The 20,742-nt window shown below is 70.9% G+C and carries 14 protein-coding genes; 5 read left to right on the top strand and 9 right to left on the bottom strand.

The window, feature by feature from the left end; all coding sequences use genetic code 11:
- Positions 1-68: 68 nt before the first annotated feature.
- The gene (locus AB0G04_RS08515) at positions 69-590 is read left to right on the top strand and encodes a hypothetical protein (protein ID WP_360978711.1); all 522 of its coding nucleotides are present in this window, start codon (positions 69-71) and stop codon (positions 588-590) included.
- Here AB0G04_RS08515 and AB0G04_RS08510 read toward each other — a convergent pair.
- The 6 genes from AB0G04_RS08510 to AB0G04_RS08485 all read right to left on the bottom strand — a co-directional run bounded on the left by AB0G04_RS08510 (position 571) and on the right by AB0G04_RS08485 (position 9,991).
- Positions 571-1,308 (bottom strand): SprT family zinc-dependent metalloprotease, encoded by a 738-nt coding sequence (locus AB0G04_RS08510; protein WP_360978708.1) that lies wholly within the window; start codon positions 1,306-1,308, stop codon positions 571-573. The two genes, AB0G04_RS08515 and AB0G04_RS08510, sit on opposite strands and share 20 nt — an antisense overlap.
- Complete coding sequence (locus AB0G04_RS08505; RefSeq protein WP_360978705.1) at positions 1,295-4,336, bottom strand: HsdR family type I site-specific deoxyribonuclease; 3,042 nt, start codon at positions 4,334-4,336, stop codon at positions 1,295-1,297. The genes AB0G04_RS08510 and AB0G04_RS08505 overlap by 14 nt, the downstream gene beginning before the upstream one ends.
- The gene (locus tag AB0G04_RS08500; protein WP_360978702.1) at positions 4,333-5,547 is read right to left on the bottom strand and encodes a restriction endonuclease subunit S; all 1,215 of its coding nucleotides are present in this window, start codon (positions 5,545-5,547) and stop codon (positions 4,333-4,335) included. The genes AB0G04_RS08505 and AB0G04_RS08500 overlap by 4 nt, the downstream gene beginning before the upstream one ends.
- The gene (locus tag AB0G04_RS08495) at positions 5,544-7,991 is read right to left on the bottom strand and encodes a class I SAM-dependent DNA methyltransferase (RefSeq protein ID WP_360978699.1); all 2,448 of its coding nucleotides are present in this window, start codon (positions 7,989-7,991) and stop codon (positions 5,544-5,546) included. Before AB0G04_RS08495 ends, AB0G04_RS08500 begins: the two co-directional genes overlap by 4 nt.
- Before the next feature lie 242 nt (positions 7,992-8,233).
- Positions 8,234-8,587, bottom strand: coding sequence for a hypothetical protein (locus tag AB0G04_RS08490; RefSeq protein WP_360978696.1), 354 nt, complete (start codon positions 8,585-8,587; stop codon positions 8,234-8,236).
- A gap of 117 nt (positions 8,588-8,704) precedes the next feature.
- Positions 8,705-9,991, bottom strand: a complete 1,287-nt coding sequence (locus AB0G04_RS08485; protein ID WP_360979359.1) for an endo-1,4-beta-xylanase — start codon at positions 9,989-9,991, stop codon at positions 8,705-8,707.
- Between the two features lie 436 nt (positions 9,992-10,427).
- Between AB0G04_RS08485 and AB0G04_RS08480 the strand changes: the two genes are divergently transcribed.
- From AB0G04_RS08480 to AB0G04_RS08465, 4 genes are read left to right on the top strand one after another with little or no spacing between them, the layout of a single operon-like run.
- Positions 10,428-11,252, top strand: a complete 825-nt coding sequence (locus AB0G04_RS08480; RefSeq protein WP_360978693.1) for a basic amino acid ABC transporter substrate-binding protein — start codon at positions 10,428-10,430, stop codon at positions 11,250-11,252.
- The gene (locus AB0G04_RS08475; RefSeq protein ID WP_360978690.1) at positions 11,249-12,043 is read left to right on the top strand and encodes an amino acid ABC transporter permease; all 795 of its coding nucleotides are present in this window, start codon (positions 11,249-11,251) and stop codon (positions 12,041-12,043) included. The genes AB0G04_RS08480 and AB0G04_RS08475 overlap by 4 nt, the downstream gene beginning before the upstream one ends.
- A gap of 5 nt (positions 12,044-12,048) precedes the next feature.
- On the top strand, positions 12,049-12,831 hold the full coding sequence (locus AB0G04_RS08470) for an amino acid ABC transporter ATP-binding protein (RefSeq protein ID WP_360978687.1): 783 nt from the start codon (positions 12,049-12,051) through the stop codon (positions 12,829-12,831).
- Complete coding sequence (locus AB0G04_RS08465) at positions 12,828-13,502, top strand: M15 family metallopeptidase (RefSeq protein ID WP_360978684.1); 675 nt, start codon at positions 12,828-12,830, stop codon at positions 13,500-13,502. Before AB0G04_RS08470 ends, AB0G04_RS08465 begins: the two co-directional genes overlap by 4 nt.
- A gap of 81 nt (positions 13,503-13,583) precedes the next feature.
- On the opposite strand, the gene AB0G04_RS08460 is transcribed toward AB0G04_RS08465, so the two are convergent.
- The 3 genes from AB0G04_RS08460 to AB0G04_RS08450 form a co-directional block, all read right to left on the bottom strand.
- Entirely contained in the window at positions 13,584-17,102 is a 3,519-nt protein-coding gene (locus AB0G04_RS08460; RefSeq protein WP_360978681.1) for a hypothetical protein, read from the bottom strand.
- Between the two features lie 155 nt (positions 17,103-17,257).
- Positions 17,258-19,222, bottom strand: a complete 1,965-nt coding sequence (locus AB0G04_RS08455; RefSeq protein ID WP_360978678.1) for a trypsin-like peptidase domain-containing protein — start codon at positions 19,220-19,222, stop codon at positions 17,258-17,260.
- Positions 19,223-19,454: 232 nt separating this feature from the next.
- Positions 19,455-20,714, bottom strand: a complete 1,260-nt coding sequence (locus AB0G04_RS08450) for a hypothetical protein (protein ID WP_360978675.1) — start codon at positions 20,712-20,714, stop codon at positions 19,455-19,457.
- Positions 20,715-20,742 lie beyond the last annotated feature (28 nt).

Genomic DNA, 20,742 nt, shown 5'->3' with positions numbered 1-20,742 from the left:
CCGGCGGCCCGAAGCGGGTCACTCCGCAGATTCCTGTTGTCCGCCGGCCCGCCGTACGTCTCCCGTATGTGGTTGTTGTCGCGGCCGGCCGGCACCGGCGTCCCGCCCCGCTCGCGTGGCAGGCCGCGGCCGTCGTGGTGTGCTGGCTGGCGGTGCTGGCCGTCAGCTCGTACCGGCGGCCGGCGGGGGCGGTGCACGACGCCGCGCTGCTGCTGCACCTGGCGTCGGTGGTGATCGGGTTCGGCGCGGTGCTGATGGTCGACTGGTTCGGGCTGCTCTGGCTGGCGGGCCGGCGCGGGTTCGCCGATGTGCTGCGCACCGCCCACGGCGCGCACGTGCCGACCTGGCTCGGGTTCGCCGGGCTGCTCGCCTCCGGCGTCTTCCTCGGCCTGCCGGCCGGACCCAAGTCGCTCGCCGTGCTGGTCGTCGGGGTCAACGGGGTGTATGCCGGTGCGCTGCTGCGTGAGCTGAGCCGGCATGCGGTACCGCCTGCCCCGTTGTTGATCCGGTGCGCCGTCGCGACCCTGATCTCGCAGGGCGCCTGGTGGACCGCGGTCGTGCTGGGCCACCTCACCAGTCGCGGGGGATAGGAGTCCAGTCCTCGGCGGCCAGCGGGGCCTCGTTGAGCTCGTCGCGGCGGGCGCGCCAGTCCGGCACGTACCGCGTCATCAGGTCGGCGAAGCGTTCGTTGTGGGCGGGCTCCACCAGGTGCAGCAGCGAGTGCACGACGATGTACTCGAGGCAGCGCGGATTCTTCTTCGCCAGTTCCGGGTTGAGCCAGACAGCGCCCGAGCCGGTCCGGCAGGTCGCCCATCGGGTCTTCATCCGGCGCAGGACGACCGTGGCGGCCTCGCGGCCGACGACCGGCTGCCACCGGTCCAGCAGCGGACGCACCGCCGCCCGGAGCTCGCGGCGGTACCAGCGGTCGAGGATCGCCTTGCGTGCCCCGGCATCGGTGCCGGCCGGTGCGGTCAGCCAGAGGGTGTCCCCGCGCGGGGTCACGGCGATGCGCCCGGTACGGGACACGTCGAGCCGGTAGCGGCGGCCCCACACGTAGTGCGACTCGCCCGAGACCATCCGGCGCCCGGTCTGGCGGGCCGCGTTCCGCAGCTGAGAGCGCTGCTCCCGGATCCACCGCAGGCGCTGCACGACGGCGATCCGGATGGTCTCCTCGGCCACCCGCCGCGGCGCCGCGACCCGTACCCGGCCGGCCGGCGGATGGACCGAGATGTGCAGGTGCTTGATGTTCCGGTAGGCGACGTCGACGTCGATCCCGGCCACCGTCAGGCTGCCGTCACCGGTACTCATCGCGGGCCCGGATCAGGTCGAAGAGCTCGTCGAACCGTTCGAAGCCGGGCGGCAGGACCTTGCGCAGCGCCCGGGCGATGACCTTCTCCTTGAGCCGGTCACCGACCCAGTCGTGATACTTCGCGATCTGTACGGCGGTGTCGACCTGAACCGGCAGCGTCTCGTCGGCGAACCCGAAGTCGACGAGCGCCCGCTGCGCGCCGTTCGTCACCCAGGCGGGGTAGACCCGGTCCGACTCGGTACGGCCGACCCGCGACGCGAGCGTGAGCAGGCCGTCGAGGTAGTTGCGGTAGTCGAGGCTCTCCTGGCGCCGCCTGACGATCAGCGCGTCCAGCAGGGCCGACATGGTCGTGTAGTAGGCCGGGTTGGTGGCGAACTCGTCGACGATGGTCCGCCGCACGTTGTTGACGATCGTCTCGGCCGTGACGTCCGGGTTCGCCCGGATGCGCGCTGGCAGGGCGTCGAGGGCATCCTCGCCGCGCTCGACGATCAGCTCGACCAGGCCCTTGTCGAAGGCCGCCAGGTTCTCCACCGGGTCGGCCTGGATGTAGGTGTCCAGCAGCGCCCGCATGCCGGGTTCGAACCGTTTCATATCGATGCGATCGCCGGCGCCGTTCTCGACCTCGTCCCGCAGGTCCACGTAGAACCGGACCTCCGCACGGACCGCGTCGCCGTACCCGGCCTCCAGGTCGTTGGCGACCGTGCCGTACGCGCGGACCAGAGCGGACACCGCCCGGTACAGCGCGACCCGTTTCTGCTGGTTGGCGGCGATCTGCTCGGCGTCACCGGGCGGATCGGACACGAACCAGCGCTGGAAGTCGCCGGCCTCCCGCGGTGCGGCAACCGGCTCGCACAACGCCCTGATCCGCTCCAGCGCCGCCTCCAGATCGGCCCGGTCCTGTTCGTGGCGGTCCTTGAGCAGGCCGTCGACGTCGTCCTTGGCGTACCCGTCGAGCGGTCCGGACGTGTAGTCGGTGACGGCCGACTCGAGCGACTTGAAGAGGTCACGGTAGTCGACGATGTAGCCGTACACCTTGTCGTCGCCGTCCAGGCGGTTGACCCGGCAGATGGCCTGGAACAGGCCGTGGTCCTGCATCTTCTTGTCGATGTAGAGGTAGGTCGCGCTCGGTGCGTCGAAGCCGGTCAGCAGCTTGTCGACCACGATGAGCAGGCGCATCCGGCCCGGCTCCCGGACGAACCTCTCCTTGACCTCCCTCTCGAAGCGGGCCACCTTCCGGTCCGTCGAGGCCTGGTCGGCGGGCTCCTGGAAGTAGTCGGCGAGCATCTGCCGGTAGACCTCGTACTGGCGCAGCTTCTCGGTCTTGCCCTCGCCGGCGTCCTCCTTGGAGATCGCCGAGGCGCTCGGGACGTAGCTGGTCACGATGGCGACCTTGTCCTTGAACCCGGCCGCCGTGAACATCTCGTAGTACCGGCACGCCTGATAGATGCTGTCGCTGACCAGGATGGCGTTGCCCCGGCCGCTGACCAGGCGCGGCTCCCGGTCGAAGTCCATCAGGACGTCCTGGACGATCATCTGGCCGCGCGACCGGGTGGACACCACCTTCTGCATCGTGCCCCAGCGCTTCTTGAGGCGCGCCCGGCTGAACTCGGTGAGACCCTCGGTCTTCGACGCGAACCACTCGTCGATCCGGTGGGCGCCCTTGAGTTGCTGGTCGACGTCGCGTGCCTCGTAGCGCAGATCGAGCACGACCTTGTCGGCCACCGCCTCGTCGAACCGGTACTCGTGGATGAACGGGCCGAACCGGTCGATGCTGCGCCTCTTGTCGGCCCTGAGCAGCGGGGTGCCGGTGAAACCGAGGAACACGGCGTCCGGCAGCAGCTCCTTCATGGCGTCGTGCATGACACCGGACTGGGTACGGTGCGCCTCGTCGACGAAGACGAAGACGTCGCCCTTCGCGCGGAAGCCGGACGGCACCTCCGTGCGGACCTCACCGAGGAAACCGTCGAACTTGTGGACCAGGCTGCAGATCAGCGGCTCGACCGCGCTGCCGAGCTGCCGGACCAGGTCGGCGCCGGACGTGGTGCGGTAGATCCGCTCGGAGACGCCGCCGAAGACCTTCTCGATCTGTTCGTCGAGTTCGGTGCGATCGGTGATGATCAGTACCCGGGATCCGGCCACGTGCTCGCGGATCCACTTGGCCAGCCACACCATCAGCAGGCTCTTGCCCGACCCCTGGGTGTGCCAGATGATGCCGCCGCGCCGCTCGACGACGCTGCGCTGGGCGGCCTTCACCCCGAAGTACTGGTTGTGCCGGGCGGTCTTCTTCACACCCGAGTCGAAGACGATGAAGTCGTGGACGAGCTCGAGGAGACGCTCCTTGGCGCACATCTGCACGAGCGCCCGGTCCAGGCGGTCACCCGCGTCGGCCCCGGCCGGTTCCTTCCACTCCAGCCAGTACTTCTCCGGGGTCTCGATGACCCCGTAGCGCAGGCCCTCGACGTCGTTGCCGGCGAACAGCAGCTGCACCGTGGAGAAGAACGGGCGGATGAAGTCCTCCCGCTGGTTGCCGATGTTCTGCCGGATGCCCTCGCTGACGCTGACCCGGGACCGTTTCAGCTCGATGACACCGAGGGCGATGCCGTTGACGTACAGCACCAGATCCGGACGTTTGGTGTGCCGGCCGGCAACGGTGACCTCCTCGGCGATCCGGAAGTCGTTGTTCCCCGGCTGCTCCCAGTCGATGAGCCGGACGGTCTCGAACCGGTCGCCGGCCGACAGTTTGACCTTCACCCCGTACCGCAGCAACTCGTAGATCCTGCGGTTGGCCTCGTAGAGGCTCACACCACCGCCCACCGCGGCGGCCGTGCGCAGGATGTGCACGGCACGGGTGACGGCCGCCTCGTGGTGACCGCGGGCCAGCAGGTTCGCGCGGAGGTACTCCTCCTCGATGCCGGCGTTGGCACGATCGGCCCAGAAACCGGCGTACGTGTAGCCGAGCCGCTCCCGGAACAGCGCCACGACACGCTTCTGCGTCTCCCGTTCGACCTGGCCGACCCGGCTGCTCATGCCGGCGTCTCCCCGTCCAGACGGGTGCGGCCCGTCAGCAGCTCCTGCATCAAGCCCTGCTTGACGGCGCGGACCGACCGCAGCCGCCGTTCGAGGGCGCCGATCTCGGCGTCCGCGTCGTGCAGCACCCGCGCGATGGCCGCCTGCTCGTCGGTGCCCGGCAGGGGCAGTTCGATACCGGAGATGTACGCGCGGGTGGTGGCCAGCACCTTCGTCCCGGCCGCGAGCGCCAGCAACTGCCGCCGGAACGCGCCGATGTTCTGCAGGTAGGCCTTGAACCCGTCGGCGAGGACCCGCTTGTCGAAGCGGGCCGTGATGGTGTGCAGGCCGGGGATCACCCCGTCGGCCGGCACCCCGGTGATCTCCACCGACCGGCCGACACCGTCCGGGTCCTCCGAGGCATCGGCGAAGACGAGATCACCGACCGCGAGCAGGCCGGCCGTGCCGGCGAGTTCCCTCGGCGCCCGCGGCATCACCTCGGCCGAGGCGTCGAGCAACGGTGAGGTACGGGTGTGGATGTCGCCGTAGTGCAGGTAACGCAGCGGCGACGACACGTCGAGCTGCGCGCGCGACAGGGCCGCGTTACGGATGTACCGGACGTGATCGCCGAGGCGTACCGGCGTCCACGGTGCGGTGAAACCGTGCAGCCGGGTCCGGCCGGTGAGCAACGCCTGCAGCAGGCCCTGCCGGATGCCGCGCCGCTTGGCGACGAGACGCCGCATCGCCGCCGCCGAGTCGTCGGTGCTGCGCAGCGCCGCCACGATCGCGCGCTGCTCGGCGACGTCCGGCAGCGCGATCGCCAGCGGGACGATGTGCTTGTTGTTGATCTGCGGCACCGAGGTGGTGTCGGCGATGTCGCCGAGGCCCCGGTGCGACAGCCAGTAGTAGAGGAACTCCGAGTCGATCTCCGGGCCCGGCGTCAGGGCCATCACGTTCGTGTCCATGAACCCCGGCTCACGCAGGATCCGGACCCGGTTGAGCGCGATGGCGGCGCCCCGTTTCGCGATCAGGACACTGCCGGCGGGCACCGACGGGACCTTGGCCGACAGGTACGGTGTCGCGTCCCGGTCCAGGTACTTCGATGACTTCCCGAGCTGTTCGACCTTGAAGTACGGCGTACCGGAGGATCCGAACCGGAAGCCCGACGGGCTCTGCCCGCTGGTCAGGGACACCAGCTCACCGAGCCGCCGGGTGGTCCACGGCCGGTTCATGCCGTGACCCCGATCCGGGCCAGGTGCCCGGCCACCCTCGCGGACAGGGCTGTCACCTCCGCGTCGAGGGCGCTCAGCGGTTCGGCGTAGCGGGCCGTCAGCACGGTCACCCGGTCCAGCAGGCGGCGGATCAGGACGTCGAGCTCCTCCTGGATGCCGTGCATCAGGAACGCGCCCCACTTGTCCTCGATCAGGAGCACCCGCACGTCCTCGTCGGTGAGCTCGCCGTACTTGCCGAAGGTCGCCCGGTCGAGGGCGACGGCCGCCTCCCGGGCCGCCTTGCGGGCCGCGGCCTCGGTGCGGAACAGGGCCAGCACCCGGGTCAGTGCGCCGATCTCGTCGGGGTCGACGTTCTCCAGCCGGGCCGCCTTGAGACGGTCGCCCGCGGTCTTCGCCGTGACCTTGCCGTCGTCGTCCCCGGCGTCGTAGAGCAACCCCTCCTCGGCCGCGTGCTCCTGGACGTACTCCTCGATCGCCTGGGTGGCGACCTCGGCCGCCGCCTCCAGCCGCCGCAGCCCGGCGGCCTCCGCCGGGAAGTACCGCGCCACGATCAGCTCCGGTGCGATCAGGTCCATCACCCAGCGCTCCGCCTTGACGCCGCTGCCGAAGACCAGGTCGGCGTCCTCGTACCGCGGTTTGCCGGCGCTCGTCGTGCCCACGACGCGTGCCCGGCGCGGCCGGACCGCCTCCGTCCAGCCGGACAGCAGCATCGTCACGTCGTCGTGCATGACGTCGTTCCAGTAGCTCATGAACCGCTCGTAGGCGCCGTACTCGTCGATCAGCGGCATCGCGCGGAACCGCTCCAGCAGGGTTTCGCCCAGCTCGACGGCGAGATCGCCGGGGCGGGTCGCCGCGGAGACGTCACGCAGCAGTTTCGCGTGCCCCTGCCACCAGTCCCGGGCGGCGCCGGCCACGTCCGCGGCGAAGCGCTGGTACTCCGGCGAGCCGGTGATCACGCTCTGGACGTCCGCCCGCCCGACGGTGATCTCGGAGTAGCCGTCGCGCAGCGGCCGGAACAGTCCGGCGCGCAGCGAACCGAAGGCGTCCCAGTACAGCTGCAGGGCGTCGAGGTCGCGGTCCGGGATGCCGCCCTTCACGTGGGCCCGCAGGTCCTGCACGTCCTCCGGTTCCGCGGCGTCGATGTAGCGCGCGATGTTGAGGTTGTGGTCGTTGGCGGCGATCTCCTCGATCGGCACCATCCGCGCGTACCCCGGCACGTCCTTGCCGTTGCGGCAGGCGTCGACGATCTGGTGCATGTCCCGCGGCCGCAGCCGGTTCTTGTTGCCGTCCTTGGTGAAGCCCCGGCTGGCGTCGACCAGGAAGATGCCGGTACGCGTCGCGGCGGTCTCCTTGTCCAGCAGGATGAGGCAGGCCGGGATGCCGGTGCCGTAGAACAGGTTGGCCGGCAGGCCGACGATCCCGGAGATGAAGCCCTTGCGGATGAGCTCCTTGCGGATGGCCGCCTCGGCGTTGCCGCGGAACAGCACACCGTGCGGCAGTACGACCGCGCCCTTGCCGGTCGGCCGGAGGCTCTTCACCATGTGCAGCAGGAAGGCGTAGTCGCCGTTCTTCTCCGGGGGCCGGCCGTAACCGTCGAACCGGCCGTACTCGTTCTCCAGCCCGTTGGTCCAGCTCTTGACACTGAACGGCGGGTTGGCGACCAGGAAGTCGAAGGTCCGGAGCTGACCGTCGCTGAGGAACTTGGGGTCGGCGAGCGTGTCGCCCTGCCGGATGTCGGCGGTGTCGTGGCCGTGCAGGATCATGTTCATCACGGCCAGGGCCCGCGTGGTGCTGTCCTTCTCCTGGCCGTAGATCGTCAACTTGGTCGGTGCCGCGTCGGCGACCTTGATGAGCAGCGAGCCGGAGCCGCAGGTCGGGTCGTAGACGCTCGCCGAGCGCGGGGTGTCCGGCCGGATGCCGATCAGCTGCGCCATCACCCGGGACACCTCGGCCGGGGTGTAGAACTGCCCCTTGCTCTTGCCCGACTCGGTGGCGAAGTGCCGCATCAGGTACTCGTAGGCGTCGCCCAGCAGGTCGTCGCCCTCGGCCCGGGAACCGGAGAAGTCCAGGTCCTCGAAGATGCCGATCAGCCTGGTCAGGCGGTCCACCAGCGCCTTGCCCTCGCCGAGCTTGGTGGAGTCGTCGAAGTCGGCGTTGTTGATGACCCCGACCAGCTGGGGGTTGGCGTCGGCGAGCCGGCGGATCGCGGTGTTGACCCGCTCGCCGATGTCCGGCCGGCCCTTCAGCGCGACCAGGTCGCCGAACGAACCGCCGGCCGGTACCTCGACGAGCCGGTCCGGGTCGGCCTTGGCCTTGTCCGACACGTACTTCACGAACAGCAGGGTGAGGACGTAGTCCTTGTACTGGCCGGCGTCCATGCCGCCACGGAGCTCGTCCGCTCCCGCCCACAGGGAGCCGTAGAGGTCCGACTTCTTGAGCGCCATCCGCACGTCACCATCTCACGTTGAACTTCCGCCTCGGGCCGGGCAACGCCCAACCTAGTGGGGTCAACGATGAGATCACGCTCCGGTCGGCGGGCTGCCGGACACCTCACATCCGGCCCGGTACGGCAGGCCGCAGGGCGATCCGGAACCCTGACCGGCCTGCCGCCCCGGATGCGCGCGGCCGGCCGGGCGCGACCGGTCGGCAGCCGCCTGACCAGGGTGGCAGAGCACGCTGAACCGTTTCAGACCTCCGCGTTCCACGTTCGCCAGCCGGGCGAGCAGGTGCCGGGATGCCCGTCGAACAGTGCGCAGTCCTGTTCGTCACGTGCGGCGGTGTGCGGCGTGCTCGTCGCCGAGCACCAGGTGTAGGGGTTGATCTCGGATGCGCTCAGCGTCCATTGGACCCACCAGGTCGTCGTTCCGGCCTGGTGGCCGAGCGCCGCATGCGAGCCCTCGTGGCCCTGTTCGAGCTCACAGCGCAGAGCGGACTGCACGCTCGGCGCGTCTGCCGGCAACTCGTTGAAGAAAGCGAGCTGGGCGGCGTCGAGCGTGATCCTGGCCGGGCAGACCCTCAAATCATCGCTAACGATCGACATGTGTACATGCATGCCCACCGGCGGTCTTTTCTTAACCGGTTCATTGCATTCGGTCACGGAGAGCACGCCGCCGGCCTCCCCGGCAGCGTGCCCGGGGAGGACCGGCGACGATCTCGGTCAGGCGGTCCGGCAGGTCAGCGCCGGCCAGGTCCAGTTACCGCCGTGCTGGACGGTGAACCCGAACGAGTTGCCGCTGCCGTTCGGCCGGGCGGTCATCACGTTGCTGGAGTCCCAGGTGGCACTGACGTTCCAGGTGGCGATGATCCGCTGCGGCGACGACACGGTCACCGTCACGATCCAGTTGCTGCTGCCGGTGACGGTCACCTGGCCGTTGAAGCGGTCGTTCCACTTCTGGCCCTCGCTGTAGGTCGCCGTGCAGCTGCCGCCGGGCTGGGTGCTCGGGCTGGCGGACGGGCCGCCGGAGGACTGGCCCGGGTCGGGCTGGCCGCTGTTGAGCGCCGCGAGGACCGCGTCGTACGCCGCCTTCTTCTGTCCGCTGCCGTTGAACAGCAGCGGGGTGCCGGAGGCGCGCCACGAGTCGGTGTCGCGCACACCCCACACCGTGATGCCGTTGCACCGGGTCACCGCCAGGCACGCCTGGACGATGCCGCGGTACTGCTCGGCCTGGCTGGAACCGGAGCCCTCGATGTCGAGCTCGGTGATCTGCACGTCCACGCCGAGGTTGGCGAAGTTCTGCAGGGTGGTGTGGTAGTTGCTGGGCACCGGGTTGCCGGAGTTGAAGTGCGCCTGGAAACCGACGCAGTCGATCGGCACGCCACGGGACTTGAAGTCCTGGACCATCCGGTAGACGGCCTGCGTCTTCGCGTGTGACCAGTTGTCGGTGTTGTAGTCGTTGTAGCAGAGCTTGGCGCCGGGGTCGGCGGCGCGCGCGGCCCGGAACGCGGCCTCGATCCAGTCGTTGCCGGTGCGCTGCAGGTTCGAGTCGCGGCGGGCGCCGGAGGAACCGTCGGCGAACGCCTCGTTCACCACGTCCCACGAGTGGATCTTGCCACGGTAGTAGGTGGCCACCCGGGTCACGTGGTTGAGCATCGCCTGCCGCAGGCCGGAGCCCTCCATGCGCTGCATCCAGCCCGGCTGCTGGGAGTGCCAGGCCAGGGTGTGCCCGCGCACCTGCTTGCCGTTGTTGCGAGCCCAGTTCACGATCTGGTCGCCGGCGCTGAAGTTGAACTGGTTCTGGTTCGGCTCGGTCTGGTCGAGCTTCATCTCGTTCTCGGCCGTGATCATGTTGAACTCACGGTTCGCGATGGTCGTGTACTGCGAGTCGTTCAGCCTGCCGCCGGCGATCGCGGTGCCGAAGTAACGGCCGCGCTCGGCCGCCGAGGCGCCCAGCGTCGACGCGGCACTCGAGGTGCCCTGCCACAGGATCGCGGTCGTGGCCGTCATGGCGACGACGATGCCGGTGACGGCGGCGGCTCGCCATCGGCGCCGGATCGGTGCGCCGTTCTTCTGATCGTTCACGGGGGTGAGCCTCCTCAGGCACGGGGGATGTCGGGGATACCGAATGTTTCGGCTTCGTTCCGGGAGTTTCACGATCGTACGTCCACAGACTACGTAGCGGAAGTCGCCTCCGAGCAGCCTTTTCTTGATCTTGGAAGCGGCGAAATAATCGGCACCGGCCTTCGGAACTTCCGGAAATTGGCAGCCCGGAAAGTGTTACGGGCGTGGAGCTCTGAGGCACCGCGCCCGTGCGCGAAGTGCGGTGGGACGAGGCCACGCGGGGGCGGCTGCCGGTCGATGCCTGACACCCACCCGCCCGGTAGGTCACATTGGATTACTCTGTCATGGTCCACTATGGTTCCGATCCGGCCGGGAGAGACATATGAGCATGCTCGGACGCATTCCGAGGGCAGCCGTACTGGCCATCGCGGGGACCCTGGCGATAGGCGTGACGGGGTGTGCCAAGGAGAACACCGGAGGCACCACCGACAGCGGTGTTCCGCTGATCAAGGCCGGTGCGCTGACCACGTGCACGCACCTGCCGTACGCCCCGTTCCAGTCCAAGGACCCCAGCGGCAAGGTCGTCGGCTTCGACGTGGCGCTCATCGACCTGGTCGCCGCGAAGCTGGGCGTGACACAGGAGATCGTCGACACGCCGTTCGAGGGCATCAAGTCCGGCTCCGACCTCAGCTCCGGCAAGTGCGACGTGGCCGCGGCCGGAATGACGATCACCGAAGAGCGCAAGAAGGTCCTGGACTTCTCCGACCCGTACTTCGACGCCACCCAGGCACTCGCCGTGAACACCGGCAGCCAGGTCAAGGGCCTCGACCAGCTGACCGGCAAGCGCCTCGGCGTGCAGGGCGGCACCACCGGCGAGGACTACATCAAGAAGCAGGTCGCCGAGAAGAAGCTCGACATCGAGGTCGTCTCCTACAAGGACCTCGCCGCGCTCCAGCAGGCCCTGTCCACTAAACAGGTCGAGGCGGCCGTCAACGACCTGCCGGTCTGGAACGAGTACATCAAGGCCAACCCCGGCAAGGTCGCCGTGGCGGCCGGCTTCGACACCGGCGAGCAGTACGGCTTCGCCGTGAAGAAGGGCAACGCCGAGCTGCTCAAGACCGTCAACGAGGCGATCGCGGCGGCCCGCACCGACGGCACGTACGACAAGATCTACGCGACCTGGATCGGCGAGAAACCGGCCGCATGAAACTGAGCCCACGCCGCCGGAGGAAGGTCTTCCGCGTCGCCGGTTACGTCGCCTTCACGCTGGCGATCCTCGCCGTCGTCGCAGCCGCCGACTGGACACGCCTGTCCGAGGCCTTCTTCCGGCTCGACGTCGCCGGGGAGATGTTCCCCGAGGCGATCACCATCGCACTGCGCAACACCATCACGTACACCCTGCTGGCCTTCGTCTTCGGCCTGACGCTCGGACTGATCCTGGCGCTGATGCGGCTGTCGTCGATCCTGCCGTACCGCTGGTTCGCCACCGCGTACATCGAACTCTTCCGGGGACTGCCGGCGCTGCTGGTGCTCTTCATGGTCGGGTACGGCGTACCGCTGGCGTTCCCGGACCGGGAGATCCCCGGCGGCGTCTACGGCTCGGTGACGGTCGGCCTGGGCCTGACCGCGGCCGCGTACATGGCCGAGACCATCCGCGCCGGCATCCAGGCCGTTCCGAAGGGACAGCTCGAGGCGGCCCGGACCCTCGGCATGTCGCACCCCCGCGCGATGCTGTCGATCGTTCTGCCGCAGGCGTTCCGCATCGTCATCCCGCCCCTGACCAACGAGATCATCCTGCTGACCAAGGACACCTCCCTGGTGTACGTCCTCGGCGTCACCGCGACGACCATCGAGCTCACCAAGTTCGCCGGGGACGCCCTCAACACCCGGGTCAACCCGACACCGCTGGTGGTGGCCGGACTGCTCTACCTGGTGCTCACCCTCCCGCTGTCGCAGCTGGTCCGCGGGCTGGAACGCCGGGCCGGAAGGGAGAGGTGAGCGCGATGTCGACAATCGAGATCAGCGGGCTGCACAAGTCCTTCGGCGCCCTGGAGGTGCTGCGCGGCATCGACCTGTCGGTGGAACCCGGCGAGGTGGTCTGCGTCATCGGGCCGTCCGGATCGGGCAAGTCGACACTGCTGCGCTGCGTGAACCTGCTCGAGGAACCGAGTTCCGGCTCCATCCGGGTGGCAGGCGTCGAGGTGACCGACCCGGACTGCGACATCGATGCCGTACGCCGTGGGATCGGCATGGTCTTCCAGCAGTTCAACCTGTTCGGGCACCTGACCGTCCGGGAGAACGTGACCATCGCCCAGCGCCGGGTCCTGGGGCGCGGCCGGGCCGAGGCCGACCGGATCGCCACCGCGAACCTCACCCGCGTCGGGCTTCTCGACAAGGCGGCCGCCTACCCGGCCCAGCTGTCCGGCGGGCAGCAGCAGCGTGCCGCGATCGCCCGCTCCCTGGCGATGGATCCGCAGCTGATGCTCTTCGACGAGCCGACCAGCGCCCTCGACCCGGAACTGGTCGGGGAGGTGCTCGCCGTCATGCGCGGCCTGGCCGCCGAGGGCATGACCATGCTCGTGGTCACCCACGAGATGGCGTTCGCCCGCGAGGTCGCCTCCCGGGTCGTCTTCATGGACGGTGGCGTGATCGTCGAACAAGGCCCGCCCGCGGACGTGTTCGGCCGGCCCCGCGAGGAGCGCACCCGCGAGTTCCTGCACCGCGTACTCGAACCGGCGAGCATCAGTGAGACCGAGATCGGCGTACGCAAGGATGGGTCGGCATGACGGCCGAAACCTTTGTCCTGCTCTCCGACCCCCGCATCGACGCCATCGAGGCGGGGGACTCGGACGAGCCGCTCGTCGATCTGCGCACGGTGCCGGGTCTCCGGCTGGACCGGCGGTACGCCGACGAGGCCGGCGCCTTCAGCCACCTCCGGGAGGGTGTCGTGTCGCGGCTGCTGGACGCCCAGGCCACGCTGCCGGGCGGCCTGCGTTTCCTGATCACCGAGGGGTACCGGCCGCTGGACCGGCAGCAGACGCTGTTCGACGGATACCTGCGCGAGCTGCGGCACCGGCACCCGGAGTGGCCCGGCGACCGGGTGTACGTCGAGGCCACCAAGTACGTCTCGCCCGTGCACGTGGCGCCGCACAGCACCGGCGGGGCGGTCGACCTGACGCTCTGCACCGAGGACGGCGTCGAACTCGACATGGGCACGCCGGTCGACGCGACACCGGTCGAGAGCGCGAACGCCTGCTTCACCGGGGCGCCCGGCATCTCGGAACAGGCGCGGAGCAACCGGTGGACCATGTCGTCGGCGCTGGCGTCGGCGGGTCTGGTGAACTATCCGACCGAGTGGTGGCACTGGTCCTTCGGCGAACGGTACTGGGCGTACGTGACCGGCACCCGTCGCGCCCGTTACGCCCCGGTCCGGCTCGCGCCCGCCACGGCCGGCTGACCACCACCGCGGGCTGATCGTCAGGGAACACCACGAAGGCCGGACCCGCCGCCTGGCGGATCCGGCCTTTTGCTTCGCGGGTCAGGCGGCCGGGGAGGCCGTGAACGTCACGGTGGCGGCCTGGCCGACCACTCCGGCTCCGTTCACCGCGGTCACCGTCACGGTCACCGGCGCGGCTCTGGTCGCGGTCACGGTGACCGGGGCCTGCAGCGTCGTCCCGTCGACCGTGGTGAACGCCTTGCCGTTGACGGCCACCCGGTAGCCGCTGATGCCGGACCGGCCCGCGGCCGGTGCCGTCCACGTGACGGTGAACGAGGTGCCGGCCGTGCTCTTCGCGACCGGGCCGGTGATGACCGGCGCGGCCGGCCTGGCCGAGTCGACCAGGACCGTGCCGGCCGGCGCGTCGGTGGTCTGGCCGGCCTGGTTGACGGCCTGCACGTCGACCTGCCACGACCCGTCCTCGGGCACCGCCAGGGTCGCCGACGTTGCCGTTCCCGGTGCGGTCGCCTTGACCGTCCGGGTGCCGTTGGTCGCGACGACCGTGTAGCCCCTGATGCCGGACTCGGGGTCCACGGCGGCCGCCCACGACACCTTGATCGCCTTGACCCCCTGGGTGGCGGGCAGCGGTGCCGGCTGGGCGGCGGCCGGAGCGGTCACGTCGAACCAGGCCGCCACGGACGACACGGCCGTGCTGCTGTTACCGGCCTTGTCGACGGCGACCACGGACCACACGTGCCGGCCGGACGGGGTGGTCACCGCCGCTGTCGTCGCAGTCGCCGGGACGGTGGTGACCCTGGCACCGTCCAGGTACAGCACATATTCGGCGACCCCGCTGACGCGGTCGGTGGCGGCCTTCCACGCCAGGGCGGTGCCGCTGCCGTTCACCGTGACCTGGGCGGCCGGAATCGGGGCCGTCTGGTCGTGGGTGAAGGCGGCGGTGGCGGCGGCGGAACGCAGGCCGGCACCGTTGACCGCGGTGACGGTGACCGTCTGCCTCCCGTCGACCGGCTTGTACGACAAGCTGGTCGACGTCCCCGGCACCGTGACCTTCTGGCTGCCGGCCGTCACCAGGTACACGGTGATCTCGCTGTCCGCGTCGGTGGCCGCCTCCCAGGTGACCGTCACCGGACCGGCCTTCGTGAAGCTGTCGGCCGCCGGCGACGTGATGACCGGCTGCGACGGGGCGGTCCGGTCGGTCCACGCCGTGAACTCGGTGGCCGGACCGGCGTTGCCGGCCGCGTCGACCGGGGCGATCGTCCACGTGTGCTTGCCGTCGGCGGCCGTGTTCGGCGCCTCGGCCCTGGTGACGGTGACCGGGGTACCGCCGCCGAACTGCACCTTCCACGAGACCGGTGCACCCTTGCCGGCGACCGCGGCCCAGGTGAGCCTCGACTGGTCGGCGGACATCCGGACGCCCTTCGCGGCCTCCGGGGCGAGCGTGTCGACCTGCACCGTCGCGGTGGCCGGCAGGGAGACGAGACCGGACATGCTCTTCGCGGTCACCGAGACCCTGTGGACGCCGTCGGTGGGCACCGTCACGGTCGCCGAGGTGGCGTCGCCGCTGACGGTGGTGGCCCTGCCGTTCACGGTCACCGTGTAGGACCTGATGCCGGAGCCGGGCGCGGACGCCGCGTTCCAGGTCACGTTCACCTGGCGGCTGTTGTGCCAGGCGCCGGGCGCCGGAGAGGTGACGACCGGCCCGGACGGTGCGGCCGGGTCGATCCACACCCTCGTCTCGGTGGCGGCGCCGACGTTGCCGGCCGCGTCCGACGCGGTCACCGACACGGTCCGCTGACCGGACGCGATGGTGAGGGTCGCGGTCGTGGTGCTCACGGTGGTGACGAGTGTGCCGTCGACGCGTACCGCGTACGACCGGGCCGTGCCCTTGTCGGTGGTGGAGGCGGCCCAGCTGACCGACCTGCCGTCCGCACCGACCTTCAGGCCGGTGACGGCGTCCGGGGCGATCGAGTCGCGCGTGAAGATTTTCGTGGTGCTGTTCCGCACCAGGCCGGCGCCGTTGACCGCGACCACCGCGACCGTGTTGCCGCCCTCGCTCAGCGGCACCTGCGCGGTCAGGGTGTCACCGCCGGTCTCGGCGGCGGTGGCGCCGTTGACCAGCACCCGGTAGCCGGTGATCCGGGACTCCTTGTCCTCGGCGGCGCTCCAGGTGACCGTCTGCCCGGCGTCCTTCGTCACGGCCGCCGCCGTGGTGATGACCGGGGCGACCGACGGGACGGTGGTGTCGGTGGACGTAGCGGTCGACACCTCGACCGTCGCCGTGTTCGCGCCGGCCGCGGTTACTTTGAGCGTCTGGCCGCCCGGGATCTGCCAGGTGCCGCCGACCGGCAGGTTCGCCGCCGAGAACGGCGTGGCGGTGCCGGGCTGCATGTCGAGCAGCTGGGTGGCGGGCGGGTTCGCCGTGGTGCGCAGGCGGACCTGCACCCCGGCCCAGTACGGGGCGCGGGTGTCCCGGCCGGTCGCCGGCCGGAAGTCGACGAACACCGTGCCGGCCGACGTCGCGATCTTCAGGCCGCCGGTGCCCGAGTGCGCCGACAGCGCCGACAGGTCGACAGTGGTCTTCTCCGACGGGGACGCGGTGACGGTCTGCTGCAGACCCAGATAGTCACCGAAGGCCGCGTTGAGGTTCCCGGACCGCAGGCCGCGCATCGCGTACCCCATCACGTCCGTGACGTCCTCGTACTGGCTGACCGTGCAGGTGGTGGAAAGGCTGACGCGGGCACCCGACGCCGTGCAGGTCGCCTTGTTGGCGTGCCCGAGACCCAGGTTGTGGCCGAACTCGTGGGTGAGCACGTCCTCCCACGGGTACCCGTTGATCCAGATGATCGGCCCGTTCACCGAACCGAGCCCGGCCCAGGAGCAGTCCGCCTGCTTCGGGAAGTAGACCGCCACGTGCTCGTTCGCGCTCGCCGGCGCGGACACGCCGTGCGCGGCGAGCGCCGCCTGGTAGATGCCGGTGTAGTTGCAGGTGCCCGTCGGTACGGTCGCCTGCTTCCAGTCGCGGACGTCCACGCCGATGTCGATGCGGCCGCCGGACTGTTCGGCCCAGTAGCTCTTCGCCTGGTTGGCGAGGGTGGTGAGCGACGCCTGGGTCTCGTTGTCCTTCACCGACCAGAACACCGGCAGTACGGTCAGCGAGTGCGCGCCGAGTGTCACCGCCTGCGTGGACGCGGCCTGTACCGAACCGGTCAGGGTGGCGTCCACGACGGCCGCCGAACTCGCCCCGGGAGCGCCGGCCGGCGTCGTCCCGGCGGCGTCCGCGAGTGCCGCGGCCCGGCTCGTACCGGGCCGTACGCGGAGCTTGACGGTGGCCTTCTGGCCCGAGTCGGCGCCGGCCAGCGAGCCGGGCGGCACCGGGAGCAGCAGGTCACCGACCCGCACCATCGCCAGTTCGCGGGTCGTGTGCGAATCGGCCGCCTCGTGTTCGGGGTCGGCGATGACGGACAGGACGGTCCCGGTCACCGACAGGATCTCGGTGCCCGGGGACGCGAACGCTGCGCCCGGCGCGAGCCATGCGGCCGCGATCACCGAGGTGACGATCGCGCCACCGAGGCTCTGGACGGACAACCGGCGGGGTCTCATGGGCCCAGTCATCGTCCGCGGCGGCTGGGATCTGAACGGAATGTCACACCGTCTTCGCTCCGGGTGACCACGTCGGACGGGGAAGCCGAGTACGCGGAACCCGGGGGACGCGCGACACCGCCACCGGGACACGGCCCGGCGGCGGCGCGGGAACGTCAGCGCAGCGCGGTGCCGATCGCCTGCGCCACCCGGGCATCGCTCAGGTACTCGGCGATGTCGTGGGCCCGGCCGTCCGCGTTCGCCGTGATCACGTCGGCGGCCTGCGGCCAGTCGTCGGCGAGCGGGCAGCCGATCGCGACGGCGTCGGCCGGGCTCCAGGCGTTGACCCACGTCCCGACCGGCCGGGCCAGCCGCGGCGGCGGCGTGAGCAGACGGTCCGACACGCTGTCCAGGCCCAGCGGGCTCCCGGCGGTGACCAGCACGTCGACGCTCAGCGCGGACGGCAGGCGGGAGATCAGATCCAGCGCCACCACCGAACCGAGACTGTGCCCGACGAGCACCAGCCGGCCCGACCCGGGCAGGCAGCCGAGCACCGCGCCGAGCACCCGCTCCCGCACCGCGGGCTGGTCGAGATAGGCCGCCACGTCCCGGAAGACGGTGGCGATGACCACCTCGTCCAGCCGGCTCCGGGCGGCCAGCCAGCCCAGTGCCCGGCGGGCCCCGTGGATCAGGTCGTCGCCGAAGCCCTCCCGGACCGCGCCGGCCGCCACCGGAACCGGCATACCGGCCCGGGCCGCGGCCTGCTCCAGCAGGTGCGCGTACAGGGCGCGGGTGGACTCCTCGGCCGGCGCCGCGACCGTGAACGCCGTGGTGCCGTGATCGATCACCACCTCGGCCGAGGGCCGGCCGGACAGCGACTCCGGCACCGCGGCGGCCAGCACGTCACCGTAGAACGGGAACCAGACGTCCGCCGCGTCCACCGAAGCGAACGCGCCCCGGCTCAGACCGGCGACCAGTCCGGCCAGCCACCCCGACCGCAGCCGCGCCGGATCACGGCCCTGCTGCGCGCGGCCGTGCAGGAACACCAGGTGCGTACCGGAGGCCCCGGCCGGACCGGCGGCCCGCAGCCCGGCACCGAACCGCTCGGTGCGCTCCGGTGCCGACGGCGCCGGCAACGCCTGCGGGCCCATCGTGGTGAGCAGCCGCCGCTGGGCGTCGGACAGCTCACGGCCGAGCAGATCCCGCAGCAGGACGCTGACCCGCACGCCCTCGTTCGCCAGCCACCGCACCCGGTCCGGGCGATCCGGATCGGCCGGGCCGCCGTCGATCGACAGCCAGTTGCCGTTGTCGTCGGTGGCCGGCACCCCGGCGTGGTGCAGTGCCACCACCTCCCACTGGTCGTTGTACGCCGGCGAGCCGGAGCTGCCCGGCTGCGTGTCGGCGTCGTACTGCAGGAAGTCGTCGAGCTGGTACAGCAGCGAGTTCTCCCGGATGGCGATCTCCTTGCGCCGGCCGGCGGGGTGACCGATCACGTTCACCGGCTCGCCGGTCACGATCTTGCCCTGTTCGCGGATCAGCCGGTTCCAGCCGAACGTGTCACCCGGCGCGGTGCCACCCGGGCCGGCGGTGACGGCCACCACCGTGTAGTCGAGCCTTTCGTCGGTCACGAACAGCGCCTCCGGGTCGAGGCGGTACGTGGCCACCACGGTCGGCTGGTGGTCGAGGTCGCGTTCGTAGTTGAGCTCGAGCAGCGCCGACGACGCGGCACCGGCGTCCGGGAGCACGTGGTTGTTCGTCAGCAGCAACGACGGCGCGATCAGGAATCCGGTGCCCCACGGCGAGCGCGGTTCGAGGCCGTCGGCCACGATCCGGCCCACCGTGGCGGCCACCCGGGCACCCCGGGCCAGGAAGTTCGCCGCCTGGAGCTCGCTGGTCAGGCCGATGATGCTCTCCAGCAGCACCAGCCGGTCCCCGTCGGGCGGCTGCGGTACGGTCCGCAGCAGCGAGCCGGTGTGCACCATGCCGGCCCGGCTCAGCCGGTCGACGCGGGCCGTCACCTGTTCGGGGGTGTCGACGACGCGGACGCCGTCCCGGGCCTTGCGCCGTTCCAGTGCGGCCCGTTCCTCGGTGGTGTCGCGATATCGCCTGGTGGCGGCGTTCACCTGGTCCGTGAGTTTCATGGCAAGCCTCTTTTCGATCATGAAGTCGAACGACCGCGGACCGGCCGGAGTGACGTCATCGGATGGCAGCCATCGGCGCGCGCCCGGCGGGGATCCGCCGGCGTGAGGCGGACGTTCCGCGCCGGGCGGTCGCCGGCTCGGCCGGATCGATGATCAGCGGCCGTGCGGCCTCGGGACCGGCGTCCCGGTGCCGTGATCCCTCGTCGGTGTCACGGCTCCCGCAGTGTTCGGTTCACGGTGTCCCGGGCGCACCGGCTTCCGGTCCCGGCGGGCCGGGACGGATGCCCGCGGCAGCCCGACGGCCGGTGAACCGCCGCCGCAGTGCGGGCAGCCACGGCGCCAGCCCGATCAGGAGCAGGAGGGTGAGCAGCGGCAGCCGCCACCACGCCGAGATCACCGCGGGCGGCGCGGCCGGGGCCGGTACGGTCCACGGGCCGGCCGCTTTCGACCAGGCCAGGAAGGCGTCGCCGACCGGGACCAGCCCGAAGGCGTACCGCTTGGTGGTGAAGGTGGACAGCGGCAGGCCGGCCAGTTCGCCGAAGTTCGCCAGCGCCCCGGCCAGTGCGGCGTCGCCGTTGACCCGGGCGGCACCGAGCGCGACCACGGTGGTGGACAGGCTGATGCCGAGGATCAGCGGCCCGGAGTCGACGTCGGCCACGCCGTCGGTGCCGTGCGGGTACTCCCGGATCGCCGGGCCGAGACCGAGCGGCCGGGCCAGGAACCGTTCGCGGAACAGCGGGTACTGCTCCCGCGCGAGTTCCGGATCCACGTCGACGAGGAACCTCTGGATGATCGCCTGGGAGGTGCCACGGGCACCGGTCAGGGCGGCGCCGGTCGACGGGTCGACCTGGTGCGGGAGCAGGCCGGTCGCCGGATCGAGCAGGCCACGGGCCCGGCCCACCCAGCGGTCCACGACCGGTGCGAACTCAGGCTTGCCGGTCACCCGGTCGGCCAGCCGCAGCGAGGCGGCCGCCACCGTGGAGTCGCACGGCCAGGCCTGACCCGGGTACGCCTGCAGGAACGGCGTGGAGGAGGCGTCGAACGCGGACGCCAGGGCCCGCGAGCCGGCGATCAGACGGGCGCGCTGGGCGGGGTCGTCGCGGATGGTGAGCAGGCCGCCGCGCAGCCAGTTGGTCCAGCCGGCCCAGAAGACGCCGTACGGCGGGACGGCCGCCGCGTCGAACGGTGCCCGGCCGGCCGGTGACTCCAGCCGGGCCAGTGCCCAGGCGGCCTCGTCGGCGGCCCGCCCGTCGTCGGCGCCGCGCCGGCCCAGTTCGACCCAGGTGAGGCCGTACAGCACGTTGAGGAAGTAGTAGCCCTCCGGGAACAGCGCCTGCGCCTCGGTGTCGGCTCCGCGTTCCAGCTCGTCGCGCAGGAAGGCCAGCTGTCGCCGTACGCCCTGGTCGCCGTCGGCCGGAATGGTCAGCCGGACCCCGCCGACCAGGGCGAGCACGGTGAGGATCGCGGAGATCGTCTTGCGGAACAGGGGCACCGGCCCACCCTAGAGCGGGCCGGCTCCT

It is taken from the genome of Actinoplanes sp. NPDC023801, from assembly GCF_040639655.1.
GTDB lineage: Bacteria > Actinomycetota > Actinomycetes > Mycobacteriales > Micromonosporaceae > Actinoplanes.
This window is presented reverse-complemented; position numbering and strand designations above follow the sequence as displayed.